General features: G+C 35.9%; 13 protein-coding genes. 8 read left to right on the forward strand and 5 right to left on the reverse strand.

The genetic code is table 11. From position 1 onward, the window contains the following. Nucleotides 1-4 precede the first annotated feature (4 nt). The 3 genes from EV142_RS14510 to EV142_RS14520 all read right to left on the reverse strand — a co-directional run bounded on the left by EV142_RS14510 (nucleotide 5) and on the right by EV142_RS14520 (nucleotide 3,353). On the reverse strand, nucleotides 5-1,732 hold the full coding sequence (locus tag EV142_RS14510) for a phospho-sugar mutase (RefSeq protein ID WP_132036632.1): 1,728 nt from the start codon (nucleotides 1,730-1,732) through the stop codon (nucleotides 5-7). A gap of 126 nt (nucleotides 1,733-1,858) precedes the next feature. Then, entirely contained in the window at nucleotides 1,859-2,815 is a 957-nt protein-coding gene (locus tag EV142_RS14515; protein ID WP_132036572.1) for a glycosyltransferase family 2 protein, read from the reverse strand. A 7-nt stretch (nucleotides 2,816-2,822) separates the two neighbouring features. Then, nucleotides 2,823-3,353 (reverse strand): DUF4199 domain-containing protein, encoded by a 531-nt coding sequence (locus EV142_RS14520; protein ID WP_132036573.1) that lies wholly within the window; start codon nucleotides 3,351-3,353, stop codon nucleotides 2,823-2,825. A 271-nt stretch (nucleotides 3,354-3,624) separates the two neighbouring features. Here EV142_RS14520 and EV142_RS14525 point away from each other — a divergent pair, with 271 nt between their 5' ends. The 5 genes from EV142_RS14525 (at nucleotide 3,625) to EV142_RS14545 (ending at nucleotide 10,040) form a co-directional block, all read left to right on the forward strand. Next, nucleotides 3,625-3,876, forward strand: a complete 252-nt coding sequence (locus EV142_RS14525; RefSeq protein ID WP_127339835.1) for a type B 50S ribosomal protein L31 — start codon at nucleotides 3,625-3,627, stop codon at nucleotides 3,874-3,876. Between the two features lie 174 nt (nucleotides 3,877-4,050). After that, nucleotides 4,051-5,226, forward strand: coding sequence for a GlmU family protein (locus EV142_RS14530; protein ID WP_132036574.1), 1,176 nt, complete (start codon nucleotides 4,051-4,053; stop codon nucleotides 5,224-5,226). A gap of 349 nt (nucleotides 5,227-5,575) precedes the next feature. Beyond that, a complete protein-coding gene (locus EV142_RS14535; protein WP_132036575.1) occupies nucleotides 5,576-7,210 on the forward strand; it encodes an ABC-F family ATP-binding cassette domain-containing protein in 1,635 nt (544 codons plus the stop codon). 224 nt (nucleotides 7,211-7,434) lie between these two features. Further along, nucleotides 7,435-8,589, forward strand: a complete 1,155-nt coding sequence (locus EV142_RS14540) for a porin (protein ID WP_132036576.1) — start codon at nucleotides 7,435-7,437, stop codon at nucleotides 8,587-8,589. Between the two features lie 20 nt (nucleotides 8,590-8,609). Then, nucleotides 8,610-10,040: an anion permease gene (locus tag EV142_RS14545; protein ID WP_132036577.1), complete on the forward strand. Its 1,431-nt coding sequence runs from the start codon at nucleotides 8,610-8,612 to the stop codon at nucleotides 10,038-10,040. A gap of 2 nt (nucleotides 10,041-10,042) precedes the next feature. On the opposite strand, the gene EV142_RS14550 is transcribed toward EV142_RS14545, so the two are convergent. Then, the gene (locus EV142_RS14550) at nucleotides 10,043-10,327 is read right to left on the reverse strand and encodes a GNAT family N-acetyltransferase (protein ID WP_132036633.1); all 285 of its coding nucleotides are present in this window, start codon (nucleotides 10,325-10,327) and stop codon (nucleotides 10,043-10,045) included. Nucleotides 10,328-10,639: 312 nt separating this feature from the next. Here EV142_RS14550 and EV142_RS14555 point away from each other — a divergent pair, with 312 nt between their 5' ends. Beyond that, on the forward strand, nucleotides 10,640-11,299 hold the full coding sequence (locus EV142_RS14555; protein ID WP_132036578.1) for an alpha/beta hydrolase: 660 nt from the start codon (nucleotides 10,640-10,642) through the stop codon (nucleotides 11,297-11,299). Between the two features lie 170 nt (nucleotides 11,300-11,469). On the opposite strand, the gene EV142_RS14560 is transcribed toward EV142_RS14555, so the two are convergent. After that, complete coding sequence (locus EV142_RS14560; protein WP_035682014.1) at nucleotides 11,470-11,985, reverse strand: hypothetical protein; 516 nt, start codon at nucleotides 11,983-11,985, stop codon at nucleotides 11,470-11,472. Between the two features lie 166 nt (nucleotides 11,986-12,151). Between EV142_RS14560 and rpmH the strand changes: the two genes are divergently transcribed. Both rpmH and carB read left to right on the forward strand, forming a co-directional pair. Beyond that, nucleotides 12,152-12,313, forward strand: coding sequence for a 50S ribosomal protein L34 (gene rpmH, locus EV142_RS14565; RefSeq protein ID WP_008464848.1), 162 nt, complete (start codon nucleotides 12,152-12,154; stop codon nucleotides 12,311-12,313). Nucleotides 12,314-12,459: 146 nt separating this feature from the next. Next, nucleotides 12,460-15,315 (forward strand): carbamoyl-phosphate synthase large subunit, encoded by a 2,856-nt coding sequence (gene carB, locus EV142_RS14570; RefSeq protein WP_132036579.1) that lies wholly within the window; start codon nucleotides 12,460-12,462, stop codon nucleotides 15,313-15,315. Nucleotides 15,316-15,344 lie beyond the last annotated feature (29 nt).

Below are 15,344 nucleotides of genomic sequence, written 5' to 3' on the forward strand. Positions count from 1 at the left end.
TTTATTATTTCAATTGCATTCCTGCAATGATATTTTGTATTTTTTCGTCTAAGAAACTTTCTGCTGCATCGAAATCATTTACCGATTCTAATTCAGCGTTTACACTGATGTAGAATTTGATTTTTGGCTCTGTTCCGCTTGGTCTTGCGCAGATTTTAGAACCGTCTTCGGTATAATAAATCAATACATTCGATTTAGGAATATCCATCACCGTTTCTTCACCTGATAAAAGATTAAGGGCAATCGATGACTGATAATCTTCCACCATAATTACACGCTGGCCACTAATTTCTTTTAATGGATTTTCACGTAAATTAATCATCATCTGATTGATTTCTTCCAGACCTTCCATTCCTTTTTTGGTTAAGGATACCAAAAATTCCTTGTAGAAACCATTTTCAACATAAAGCTGTAAAAGTTCTTTGTAAACAGAGCTTCCGGCAGCTTTTGCCTGAGCAGCAACTTCACAGATCAATAAGGTAGCGGCAACGGCATCTTTATCCCTTACGGCATCACCAACCATAAAACCAAAGCTTTCTTCACCACCTCCAATAAATTGAAGTTCCGGGAAGTCTTTGATCATTTTGGCAATCCATTTAAAACCGGTAAGGCCAACTTTGCATTCTACGCCATAGCTTGTGGCTAATTCCATCATCATCGGAGTAGAAACGATTGTAGACCCAACGAATTGTTTTCCATTAATTTTTCCGGCTTTTTTCCATTGTTTCAATAAGAAAGAAGTCATCAAAACCATGGTCTGATTTCCGTTAAGCAAAATCATTTTGCCTTCATTATTTCGTACTGCAACACCTAAACGGTCACAGTCAGGATCAGTTCCCACTACAATGTCTGAATTGGTTTTTTCAGCCAGAGCCAAAGCCATTGTCAAGGCTTCCGGTTCTTCCGGGTTTGGAGATTTTACCGTAGGGAAATTTCCGTCCGGAACAGCTTGTTCGGGAACAATATGTACATTATTATAGCCAGCCTGAGATAAAGTATCGGGAATAGATTTTATAGAAGTTCCGTGCAAAGAGGTGAAAACAATATGCAGGTTATCTTTTGCTTCAGCAGACGTATTAAAACTCGCATTTTCGATTGATGATTTTACGAATGCCTTGTCAATTTCGGTATCAATATACTGAATCAGTTTTTCGTTGGCCTGAAATTTAATTTTATCGTAACTCAGGTTTTCGATTGTAGTAATAATTTCACCATCTTGTGGCGGAACAATTTGTCCCCCGTCTTCCCAGTACACTTTGTATCCGTTGTATTCCGGCGGATTATGTGAAGCCGTAAGTACGATTCCGCATTGACAGCCTAAATATTTAAGAGCAAATGACAATTCAGGAGTTGGTCGTAAATCTGAAAATAAATAGACCTGAATTCCGTTTGCAGAGAAAACATCGGCAACAACCTTAGCCAGTGTATTACTGTTGTGACGACAATCATAAGCAATCGCTACTTTTAAAGGCTGATTCGGAAAAACCTGATGCATGTAATCCGAAAGACCCTGCGTGTTTTTTCCAAGTGTATATTTGTTAATACGGTTGTTTCCAACACCCATAACGCCACGCATTCCGCCAGTACCAAATTCCAGGTTTTTATAAAAACTTTCCTCAAGTTCCTTTGGAGCTGTAGTCATTAATTCTTTAACGGCTGCTTGTGTTTCGGTATCAAATGTAGGCGTCAGCCATTCGTTTACAGCATTCAAAATATTAGGTGCTATATTCATCATTCGTGTATTTTTATATTTAATAATAAATTTCAGGAGCTATTTCCTGCTATCATTCCAATCTTTTTTATTGTAGAAAAAACAATAAAAAAGGATTTTCCCTTCTATCAGGGCTAGGGCTTTACGTTAAAAGTTAACCTCTCGGGCAACTTTATAACGTGCTTCGTTACTTTTTGTTCTCAGGATAATTTCACCAAGAAAACCTGCCAAAAATAATTGAGTGCCCAGAATCATTGTCGTTAAGGCAATAAAAAACCACGGATTATTAGTCACGAGGTTATATTGCATTCCGTTATACATATGGTATAATTTAGAAATTCCAATATACCCGGCCAGGAAAAAACCAATAATAAACATCAGTGAACCCATTGCTCCAAATAGGTGCATCGGTCTTTTTCCGAATCGGGATAAAAACCAGATGGTAATCAAATCCAGAAAACCGTTTATAAACCGTTCCATTCCAAATTTTGTCTCTCCGTATTTACGGGCCTGGTGGATGACAATTTTTTCACCAATTTTATTAAAACCGGCATTTTTTGCCAAAACCGGAATGTAGCGGTGCATTTCGCCCGAAACTTCTATGTTTTTTACAACGGTATTTTTGTATGCTTTCAATCCGCAGTTGAAATCATTCAGTTCAACACCGGAAGTTTTTCTTGCTGCCCAGTTAAATAACTTGGAAGGAAGATTTTTAGCTACAACAGAATCATAACGCTTCTTTTTCCAGCCTGAAACCAGGTCGAATTTTTCGGCTGTAATCATTTCATATAAACCCGGAATCTCATCAGGACTGTCCTGTAGATCCGCATCCATAGTAATAATCACATCCCCTTTTGCTTTTGCAAAACCAGCGTGTAAAGCTTGTGATTTTCCAAAATTTTTCATGAAACGAATTCCCTTTACATTTGGGTTTTCATTCGAAAAATTTTCAATAATATTCCAAGAATCATCCGTACTTCCATCATCTACAAAAATGATTTCATAAGAGTAATTGTTAGATTGCATCACTTTAATAATCCAGGAGTAGAGTTCTTGTAGTGATTCCTCTTCATTAAGAAGCGGTATAAGTATAGATAAATTCATTTATTTTTTATTCTTGTGTATTTTTGCTTTTAAAAAATGCTGCGAAAATCAATCCGAAAATGGAGCTGATCACTATCGCGAAAACAGATCCTTTTAGTAATTCTATAGTAGAATAAGGATTGCTTAATTTCATCTTGGCAATAGTTTCATTAATAGCAGATGCCGGTGTTCCGAATTTTTGCATCATTCCCACGGTGTATTTGATCATTAATTCACTTAAAGTGTCTTTTGCAGCCGGATCAATAACATTAAAAAGGATAATATTAAAAAAAGTAGAAATCAGTATTCCAATTACAGCAGCAATGAAATAAGTGGTAAAGGCTTCTTTAAAAGGAAAAACACCCTTTAATTCTCTCTTTGTTTTAGAAAGTAAAATGATAGAAAGCGTAAGGCTTATGGCAATCCCTAAAAGTCCCATCCACCATGAAGTGAATAAATTTAAATCAATAGCATATATAGTAGCAGTAACTAATGCTGATGCAATTCCGATCATTACACCATAAGTAATCCCATTTTTTTTTATAACTTCATTAATCATATTTCTATATGTTTTAAAATTAATCCACAAATATAGCAATTACCATATATACAAAAGCAAAAGTCAGATATATATTAGAAATATTGACACAAATGAAGTCCTTATTAAAAATATTGACTAAAACATTTGTTTATTAAAAAATAAATGTAAATTTGCACACTCAAAAATAATTAAATTTTTAAACAAAAAAGAGTATTGTTTGTTTACACCTTTTTCTAACCATGAAAAAGCTTCAAAACGAAAATCCTCTAAACAATAAATAAAAGAAAAGATGAAAAAAGGAATCCACCCGGAAAATTACAGATTAGTTGCATTTAAAGACATGTCTAATGAAGATGTTTTTATCACTAAATCTACTGCAGATACAAAAGAAACAATTGAAGTTGACGGAGTTGAGTATCCAGTTGTAAAAATGGAGATTTCAAGAACATCTCACCCTTTTTATACTGGTAAATCTAAACTTATCGATACTGCAGGACGTATTGATAAATTCAAAACTAAATATGCAAAACACGCTAAATAATAAAAGCTGTTTTTCTTTAAATATAAAAGCCTTCCAATTTGGAAGGCTTTTTTTTATGGAATTTTCTGATCGAAAATTGATTTGGTCTTATACACGTTTAATGAAACTCATAAAATATTTGTAACTTTGAACCAGGTAACCAACTCAAAATTTTAACAAATATTAATTAATTTTATGAATTACATTCTATTTGACGGTCCCGTCCGGAATGCTTTGCTCCCTTTTACTTTTACGAGACCAGTTGCTGATATTTTAATCGGGATTATGACGATTCGTCAAAAATGGGAAACACGTTTAGGTTCCACTATCACAACTATTACCGAAGATTATTTATCTGCTAAGTTTCCAATGGTGGAAATGGAAGAAAATGTGATGATCAATGCAGCATATTTACCAAATGATACGCTCGCTGAAATGGTTTCTGATCTAAAGGAAAATCAGGCCATTTTTAAAGGAGAAGATGTAATCGCTTTTTTTACAACAGAAAATCAGGAAGAAGTTGATTTCGATTCGTACGAGATTATTCAATATAATGACGATTGTTTGACAGTTGAACATACGTGGGATATTTTTTCTAAAAACGATGCCGCCATTCGTCAGGATTTTATTTACCTGACAGCAGACAGAAAATCACAGCCAATTCCAAAAAGCGTCAATACCATTGCACCTGAAAATATATTTATAGAAGAAGGGGCAAAATTAGAGTTTGTTACTTTAAATGCTTCGGGCGGTCCTATATATATAGGTAAGAATTCGGAGATTATGGAAGGTACAGTAATTCGCGGTCCGTTTGCCTTATGCGAAAATGCGCAGGTAAAACTGAATGCTAAAATTTACGGTGCCACAACAGTTGGTGTTGGATCCAGAATAGGAGGAGAGGTTAAAAATTCAGTTCTTTTTGCAAATTCAAATAAAGGGCATGACGGATTTTTAGGAGACTCTGTTTTAGGGGAATGGTGCAACATTGGAGCAGATTCCAACAATTCAAACCTGAAAAACAACTACGAAGAAGTGAAATTGTGGAGCTATGAAACAGAAGGTTTTGCAAAAACCGGACTTCAGTTTTGTGGTTTGATGATGGGAGACCACAGTAAATGCGGAATCAATACCATGTTTAACACCGGAACTGTTGTGGGTGTAAGTGCCAATATTTTCGGCAGTGGATTCCCGCGCAATTTTGTTCCGAGTTTTTCATGGGGAGGTGCATCAGGATTTACGACTTACGTGACCAAAAAAGCTTTTGAAACCGCTAAACTGGTTATGGGCAGAAGAAACATCGAATTTGATGAAACAGAATCAGCCATCTTAGAGCACATTTTTGAGGAAACAAAAAAGTGGAGAAAAGATTAAGATAATTAGATAATTAGTCAATTAGATAATTTTTCAGCAACCCGACAGGTTTTTAAAACCTGTCGGGTTTATTTGTTATACCATTTTTAAAAGTCTCCAATTAACACATTCTCAAAATTATCTAATTTTCAAATTGGCAGATTATCTAATTGCAATAAACCCGACAAGTTTTTAAAAACCTGTCGGGCTTTGTTTGTTATGATATTTTTAAAAGTATGCAATTAGCACATGCTCAAAATTATCTAATTATCTAATTGGCAGATTATCTAATTAATCTATCTTTGCGCTTTCAAAAAATACGTGCTGAAAGATCTAAAAATCTAAGCAGTCTAAAAATCTAAAAATCTAAATGATTACAGTTAACGATATTTCAGTTCAGTTTGGTGGAACTACTCTTTTTAGCGATGTCTCTTTTGCTATAAACGAAAATGATAAAATTGCCCTTATGGGTAAGAATGGTGCGGGAAAATCGACACTTTTAAAAATAATTGCAGGGCAGAGTAAACCTTCTACCGGAAATATCTCAGCTCCAAAAGAAGCTGTTATCGCTTATCTGCCGCAGCATTTGCTAACGACAGACGGAGCAACTGTAATGGAAGAAGCATCGAAAGCTTTTGGTGAAATTTTTAGTATGAAAGCTGAAATCGATGAAATCAACGAACAATTAACCGTTCGTACCGATTACGAAAGTGATCAGTATATGAAGCTTATCGAAAGAGTTTCTGATTTAAGCGAGAAATTCTATGCTATTGAAGAAGTAAATTACGAAGCTGAAGTAGAGAAAATATTAGTTGGTTTAGGATTTGAGCGTGAAGATTTTACACGTCAGACTTCTGAATTTTCAGGAGGATGGAGAATGCGTATTGAACTGGCTAAAATCCTTTTGCAAAAACCGGATTTAATTTTATTGGATGAGCCAACCAACCACATGGATATTGAAAGTATCCAATGGTTAGAAGATTTTCTTTTGAATGCTGCCAAGGCAGTTGTAGTCATTTCGCACGACAGGGCATTCGTAGATAATATTACCAATCGTACGATTGAAGTTACAATGGGAAGGATTTACGATTACAAAGCGAAATATTCTCATTATTTAGAATTGAGAAAAGACCGTCGTATTCACCAGCAAAAAGCATATGACGAGCAACAGAGAATGATTGCTGATAACAGAACTTTTATTGACCGTTTTAAAGGAACATTCTCTAAAACAGATGCCGTTCAGTCCCGCGTTAAGATGTTGGAAAAATTGGTAATTGTTCAGGTTGATGAAGTAGATACTTCTGCCTTGAAATTAAAATTTCCTCCTGCGGCGCGTTCGGGCCAATATCCTGTTGTGGTAAAAGATTTATCAAAATCATATGGCGATCATGTCGTTTTTAAAGATGCCAATATTGTGATCGAAAGAGGTCAGAAAGTTGCTTTTGTCGGTAAAAACGGAGAAGGAAAATCGACTATGATTAAAGCCATCATGAAAGAGATTGGTATTGATGAAGGAAGTGTCGAAATTGGACATAATTCGCAAATTGGATATTTCGCTCAGAATCAGGCTGCCTTATTAGATGAAAATGCAACTATTTTCGAAACGATTGATGGTATTGCCGTTGGTGACGTCAGAACACAGATTAAAAATATTCTAGGGGCATTTATGTTTCATGGTGATGATATTACCAAAAAAGTAAAAGTACTTTCAGGTGGTGAAAAAACACGTCTGGCAATGATTAAATTGTTGTTGGAACCTGTAAACCTGCTGATTCTGGATGAGCCTTCGAATCACCTGGATATGAAAACAAAAGACATCATCAAGGATGCTTTACGTGATTTTGACGGAACGCTAATCCTGGTTTCTCACGATCGTGATTTCCTTGACGGACTAGCGACTAAAGTTTTCGAATTTGGAAATAAACGAGTGAAAGAACATTTTGAAGATGTTGCCGGTTTCTTGGCACATAAAAAAATGGATTCTATGAGAGAGATCGAAAAGTAATTTTTCGACACTAGATAAGTAAAAAGCGCAGTTAATTCCTGCGCTTTTTTTTGCTTCATGCTTTTCTAACATAATTTTAATGCAATTTTTTTTACAATAGCTTATTTATTTTCCTTACTTTAGGAGAATGCTTTTGAATGGAATACAAACCGACGTATGTTTCGGGATCCAAATCCTGATTTTAAACCAGGCAGTAAAAATCTAATTTTTTATTTAGGAAGTTTATGAGTAATTCATTGATAAACAGAATTGTTTTTATCCTTTTTATAATGCCACTTTTCATGAATGCCCAGGTTGATGTCAATCAGGCAACAGCAGAGGCTGAAGAAGCCGTGAAATATCCGCAGTTTCAATTCAAAGGACTTTTTCAGGCCCGGTATCTATCTTCTTTTGGAGATAATGTTGATGTTATGGGAGTTCATCATGCTACGGGTGAAGAGGTGACACGAAGTTCTTTTGATATAAAAAGAATGCGCGTTGGCCTTAATACAAAGCTCAGCAAAGAAACCGAAGTCGTTATTTTGGTGAATTTAGCCGATTTTAAATCCGATCCAAAAACTAAAGTACTTGAAAATGCCTATGCAAAATATACTTTTAGTAAATATCTCGCTTTAACCGGAGGTCAGTTTCGTCCTGCCTTTGGTATAGAGGAACTTGTTCCCGTTGACATTATTAAATCTTTTGATTTTTCCAATCAGTATTATGAATTTGGTAAAAATGGCTGGACCAGTTTTCAGATCGGAGCTTCGGCAACCGGATCGGTAGATGTTGGAAAACTACCCGTTAGTTACGCCGTTTCAGTTTTAAACGGAAATGGAAAGAATCAGGAGAAAGATAAAGATAACGGAAAACAGTATTCGACGCGATGGGTTTTCGGACTTTCCAAAGCGTATAAAATTAATTTAGGCTTAAACGGAGGAATTGGAAAAGTTTTCAAAAAGGATGTTTTTGCTTTAGGAGCAGATATTACCAGTGATTTTAAACTTACCGATAAGTTAACTTTTGATCTGCAGATGGAATACAAACAAGGAACAAACCACAACTTATATTTTTCACTGCCAGTAGAGACCAGGACTTCAGATGTTGCAGATTATCAAATGCGTGGTTACTATATCATGCCTAATTTGAGATATACCGTAAATTACGGAAAGTTATCCTCTCTGGAGTTTTCATGCCGCTATGAATCTTTTGATCCAAGTTATAAAATTGCTCCCAATGTTCGTCAGACCTGCATACCGATGATTAGTCTTGAATTTGGAAAAGCGTATTTAGGCCGGATTGAGATGGGGCTTGAAATTGACAGATTTGATAAAAGTATTCCGAATACGTCAACATACAATGATGAATTGTTCCTGATTCAGTTGCAGCTTCGACTTTAATATAATTAAATACCAGGTTTATGAAAGAAGTAAAGATACCTCAAGTCCTAATTACACTTGCAATTGGAATTGCAATCTGGTTCATTCCGGCACCGGAAGGTGTTGTGATCGAAGCCTGGCATCTGTTTGCCATTTTTGTCGCTACGATTGTTGGGATTATACTCAAGGCTGCTCCAATGGGAACTATGTGTATGGTTGCAATTGCACTGACTGCTTTTTCGCAGGTTTTAGCGCCCGGTGATGCCGGAAAATCGATAACATTAGCATTGAAAGGTTTTGGAGATAAAGTAATCTGGCTAATTGGGATTTCGTTTTTTATCGCAAGGGGATTTATTAAAACAGGTCTGGGAAACAGAATTGCTTTTCTATTCATAAAAATATTCGGAAAAAGTTCGCTCGGACTGGCGTATGGTTTAGGACTGGCTGATTTAGTTCTGGCTCCGGCTGTACCGAGTAATACGGCGAGAGGTGGAGGAATTATTTATCCGATCATGAAATCAATGTCAATGAGTTTTGGTTCGATGCCCGATCAGCCGGAAACACACCGAAAATTAGGAGCCTTTCTCACGTTGAGCAGTTATAATATGAATCTGATTGCTTCTTCTATGTTTTTGACAGGAACAGCAAGTAATCCGATGTGTCAGAAATTCGCATTCAATCTGGGAATAAAAATTACTTGGATTTCATGGGCTGTTGCAGCAATTGTCCCGGGTTTGGTGGCGTTTTTTGTAATTCCTTTGGTATTGTATAAAATATATCCGCCGGAACTTAAAAAAACGGGAGATGCTCCTCAGATTGCGACTCAAAAACTAAAAGAAATGGGGCCGATTACCCGTAACGAATGGATGATGCTGCTAACTTTCTTTATTTTGTTGTTTCTCTGGATGACTGGTGATTTGTTTTCTATCGATGCCACTACTACCGCTTTTATAGGTTTGGTTATTTTGCTTTTAACTTCGGTTTTAACCTGGGAAGATGTAAAAGCCGAAAAAGGAGCATGGGATACGATTGTCTGGTTCTCCGTTTTGGTAATGATGGCCAGTTCACTTAACGAATTAGGATTTATTGGCTGGTTTAGTAATCTGGTAAAAGCAGAAATAGGAGGATTAAGCTGGCAGATGGCTTTTCCGATTATTGTATTGGTGTATTTCTTCAGTCACTATCTTTTTGCTAGCGCAACAGCACACGTGGCCGCCATGTATGCAGCCTTGCTTGGTGTTGGAATTTCACTCGGAATTCCGGGATTACTGCTGGCTTTTATGCTTGGTTTTATAGGATCGCTTTACGGAACTTTAACGCACTATGGTCACGGCCCGGCTCCGGTATTCTTCGGGAGCGGGTATGTTGATCTGAAAGACTGGTGGATAAAAGGCCTCGTAACCGGAGTGTTCATGCTCTTCATTTATATGACGATCGGTGGAGCCTGGCTCCGGGTTATTGGCTATTTTTAAAACTAAATCCTGATTCCAGGAGGAAGCAATTCTTTGTATTTTGGATTTTTTTTAATGAATAAGGCGATTTTTGGAGAAATAGGCATCAGTTTGAATTTCTTTTCGATAATGACTTCCATGATGTTTTTAAGTAGTGCATCAATTACGGCCTGATTTTCATAACCTTCCGGGGTATTGATTTTGGTTAAGAAAATTTTCTTTTCCTGAAATGAATATTCAACAGTTAGCATTCCTTCCGGTACTATGGTTTCAAATTGTCTTGCGAAAGTATTGTCTTTGATTTCCATAGATTCAATTGTTTGTTCCATAACAAATTTGTGTTTTAGGTCCTGTTAAAAAAATAGGTTTGAGGCTTGAAACAAGTATGAAAGAAAATTCTGTATAAGATTTTTAATCGTATTTTATTTCAAATACAAAGGTAATCAATTGATTTTCAATATTGAATTATTTTTTGTTGGAGAGGGTTATGTTGACCATTACTTTGTGGTTCCATTTTTTATTTTTCTTGTAATATTACGGTCTGAAATTTGCTTGAAATAGTAAAAAAAGTAACTTTAAACTTTCTAACAAGATTTGTAATTGTAATTTCTTTTCATTCAATGAGTAAAATTCCGGTTTATTTTATGCCAGGACTGGCTGCAGGTTCATCCATTTTTGAAAATATTCACTTAGATGAATCCATTTTTGAAATGTGTTTATTGGAGTGGGAAATTCCGCTTCCAAAAGAACCTTTATCTGATTATGCACTCCGAATTGCCAAAAACATCAAACATCCGAATCCGGTTTTAATCGGAGTTTCTTTTGGCGGTATTCTGGTTCAGGAAATGGCAAAACATATTGAGGCCAGAAAAGTGATTATTATCTCAAGTGTCAGAAGTAATCTTGAGTTTCCGAGAAGAATGAAAATCGGAAAAACTACAAAAGCGTATAAGCTGATTCCGATGCAATTGCTGTTGAATGTAGAAAAGCTGGCAAAGTTTTCGTTTGGAGAAAAAATAAACAAGCGTATCAAGTTATACGAAAAATTTCTGTCTGTCCGGGATCTTTATTATTTGCAATGGGCGGTGGAGACTGTTATTCTATGGGACAGAAATCAGGTCGATGAAAATGTAATTCATATTCACGGAGATCAGGATGATGTTTTTCCGATTAAATATATCAAAAGTTGCATTGTGGTAAAAGGAGGGACTCATGTTATGATTATCAATAAATACAAATGGCTTAATGAGAATCTGCCTTCTATAATATTGGAAGAATAAGGGGGGGTAAAATTCCAATTTTTTAAATTCCAAATTCCAATACTTGAAAAATGTAAATTGCAATCGTTTAAATTCCAAATCCCAAAAATCTAAACTCAGAAATCTAAAATAAAAAATCCCAAATTCACAATTTGAATTTGGGATTTCTAATATTGGGATTCAAAAAATCGTTAGATTTTCTTCATCTGATCTTTCATCATTGTAATTTGTTCTTTCAGCATACCTTGTTTGTCTAATTTCTTAGCTTCATTTAGTAAATTGGTAGCTTCCAGTTTTCTTCTGCGTGACATGGCAACTCCGGCAAGGTTTAGTTTGGCGACAGCTAAATCCATATCCATAGATAATCCAAGTTCGATTGCTTTCTTGAAATGTTTCTCTGCCTGGTTGATATTGGTTTGAGACAACATGATTCCGTGCAGGTAATTAAAGTATCCCTGTTGTTTTCTCACTAACGCAGCTTCAGGATTTTTAATGTATGCCAGCCATTTTTTAGCGCCTTCAAAGTCTTGTTTTCTTAATTTAAGGAAGGCTAAAAGGATAAATTCATTTTTAAAGTAAAGAAAAATTGGGATTGCAGTTAGTAAAATAAGGAAAATTCCATTACCGATATTGCTTTCTGTAAATTGCCAAATGCCAGCGACTACAAGAAGTCCGGCCAAAATAAGTTTAATATTTTTGTGAAACATAATAGATGTATATTTGTGATTGCAAATATAGTAAAATGAATTAAAAATATTTTTATTAAAGTACTTGCCAGAAAAAAAAGTCTTTGTATATTTGCACTCGGTTTTAGAATAACGATATTCGAAAACAGAAAAGAGATATTAGATACCATTTTAAAGATACAAAGCAATGAGCAAAAGAACGTTTCAACCATCGAAAAGAAAAAGAAGAAATAAGCACGGATTTATGGACAGAATGGCTTCTGCGAATGGAAGAAAAGTTCTAGCGCGCAGAAGAGCAAAAGGAAGACATAAATTGACTGTTTCTAGCGAACCTAGACACAAAAAATAATGTTTGTATAAACATAAATAAGGCGTTACTTTTTTTAGTATCGCCTTTTTTTATACCTTGTCGGTAAAAATATTGCAACGTTCTAGTTTAGAATAGACTACGAATGTTTTTTAAAGTACTTTATATAACTACACAATACAAATAAAATGCCTAAAGACACATCAATAAAATCAGTTTTAATAATAGGTTCAGGACCTATTGTTATTGGTCAAGCTTGCGAATTTGATTATGCAGGTTCTCAATCTGCACGTTCTATTCGTGAAGAAGGAATTGAAGTTATCTTGATAAACTCAAATCCAGCGACTATTATGACCGACCCAACCATGGCCGATCATGTATATTTGAAACCATTAACTACAAAATCGATTATTGAAATTCTGAAGGAACATCCGCAAATTGATGCAGTTTTGCCTACAATGGGAGGACAAACGGCTTTGAATTTATGTCTGGAAGCGGAAGAAAAAGGAATTTGGCAGGATTTCGGAGTAAAATTAATTGGGGTTGATGTAAACGCAATTAATATTACCGAAGACAGAGAGCAGTTTAAACAGCTTTTAGAAAGAATTAATGTACCAACCGCACCTGCAAAAACAGCTACTTCCTACTTAGAAGGAAAAGAAATTGCTCAGGAATTTGGTTTTCCATTAGTAATTCGTCCTTCGTTTACGCTTGGAGGAACAGGAGCAGCAATTGTTTACAAAAAAGAAGATTTTGATGAGCTTTTAACCCGCGGACTTGAAGCTTCCCCTATACATGAAGTTTTGATTGACAAAGCTTTGATGGGGTGGAAAGAATACGAATTGGAACTTTTGAGAGATAAAAATGATAACGTAGTAATCATTTGTTCGATCGAAAATATGGATCCAATGGGAATTCATACCGGAGATTCAATCACAGTGGCGCCTGCGATGACCTTATCTGATACGACATTCCAGAAATTACGTGATTATGCCATTTTAATGATGCGCAGTATCGGAAATTTCGCAGGAGGCTGTAACGTACAATTTGCAGTTTCACCGGATGAAAAAGAAGATATTGTTGCGATTGAAATCAATCCGCGTGTATCCCGTTCTTCTGCATTGGCTTCTAAAGCAACGGGTTATCCGATTGCTAAAATTGCTTCTAAACTGGCTTTAGGATACAATTTAGATGAATTGCAAAATCAGATTACAAAATCTACTTCGGCTCTTTTTGAACCAACCCTGGATTATGTAATCGTAAAAATCCCACGTTGGAACTTTGATAAATTCGAAGGTGCTGACAGAACTTTAGGACTTCAGATGAAATCTGTTGGTGAGGTTATGGGAATCGGACGCTCGTTCCAGGAGGCTTTACACAAAGCAACCCAATCATTAGAAATTAAACGTAACGGTTTAGGTGCCGACGGAAAAGGATATAAAAACTACGAACAGATTATCGAGAAACTGACTTTTGCAAGTTGGGATCGTGTTTTTGTCATTTATGATGCCATTGCAATGGGAATTCCGTTGAGCCGTATTCATGAAATCACAAAAATCGATATGTGGTTCCTGAAACAATATGAAGAACTTTATACTTTAGAAAAAGAAATTTCTAACTATAAAGTTTCTAACCTGCCAAAAGAGCTGTTGCTTGAAGCGAAACAAAAAGGTTTTGCCGACAGACAGATTGCTCACATGGTCAATTGCCTGGAAAGCGAAGTGCATACTTTACGTATGGATATGAATGTAAACCGTGTTTTTAAATTAGTAGATACTTGTGCTGCCGAATTTAAAGCAAAAACACCTTATTACTATTCTACTTTTGAGGCTGAAATCGAAAAAGCAAACGGCGAGCGTTATGTGGATAACGAAAGTGTGGTAACAGACAAAAAGAAAATCATTGTTTTAGGTTCGGGACCAAACAGAATCGGGCAGGGAATTGAATTTGATTATTCTTGCGTTCACGGTGTATTGGCAGCAAAAGAATGCGGTTACGAAACCATCATGATCAACTGTAATCCTGAAACGGTTTCGACTGATTTTGATACAGCGGATAAATTATATTTCGAACCGGTTTTCTGGGAACACATCTACGACATCATTCAGCATGAAAAACCGGAAGGTGTAATCGTGCAGCTTGGTGGACAGACGGCATTAAAACTGGCTGAAAAATTATCTAAATATGGAGTGAAAATCATCGGAACCAGTTTTGATGCACTGGATTTAGCGGAAGACAGAGGTCGTTTCTCTGATTTATTAAGAGAACTGCATATTCCTTTTCCACAATTCGGAATTGCTGAAACAGCTGACGAAGCTTCTGCTTTAGCAGATACTTTGGACTTTCCTTTATTGATTCGTCCTTCTTATGTATTAGGAGGTCAGGGAATGAAAATTGTAATCAACAAAAAAGAACTGGAAGAACACGTGATCAACTTGTTGAAAACGATTCCTGGAAATAAACTGCTTTTAGATCATTATTTGGCAGGAGCAATCGAAGCGGAAGCAGATGCCATTTGTGATGCTGATGGAAATGTTTACATCATTGGAATTATGGAGCATATCGAACCTTGCGGTGTACACTCCGGAGACAGTAATGCTACTTTGCCTCCTTTTAATTTAGGAGAATTTGTGATGCAGCAGATAAAAGATCATACGGTAAAAATTGCCAGAGCGCTGAAAACGGTGGGTTTAATCAACATTCAGTTTGCGATAAAAGACGATACGGTTTATATTATTGAGGCCAATCCAAGAGCTTCGAGAACGGTTCCGTTTATTGCAAAAGCATACGGAGAGCCTTATGTGAACTACGCTACTAAAGTAATGTTAGGATATAATAAAGTGACTGACTTTGATTTCAACCCGCAATTAAAAGGATACGCGATCAAACAACCGGTTTTCTCCTTCAGTAAATTCCATAATGTAAACAAAGCATTAGGGCCGGAAATGAAATCGACAGGAGAAAGTATTTTGTTTATTGATGACTTAAAAGACGACCAATTCTACGAATTGTACTCGAGAAGAAAAATGTATTTGAGTAAATAATCTCAAATCCTGATATAAAAAAGGCTCCA

The organism is Flavobacterium circumlabens, from assembly GCF_004345565.1.
Lineage (GTDB): Bacteria > Bacteroidota > Bacteroidia > Flavobacteriales > Flavobacteriaceae > Flavobacterium > Flavobacterium circumlabens.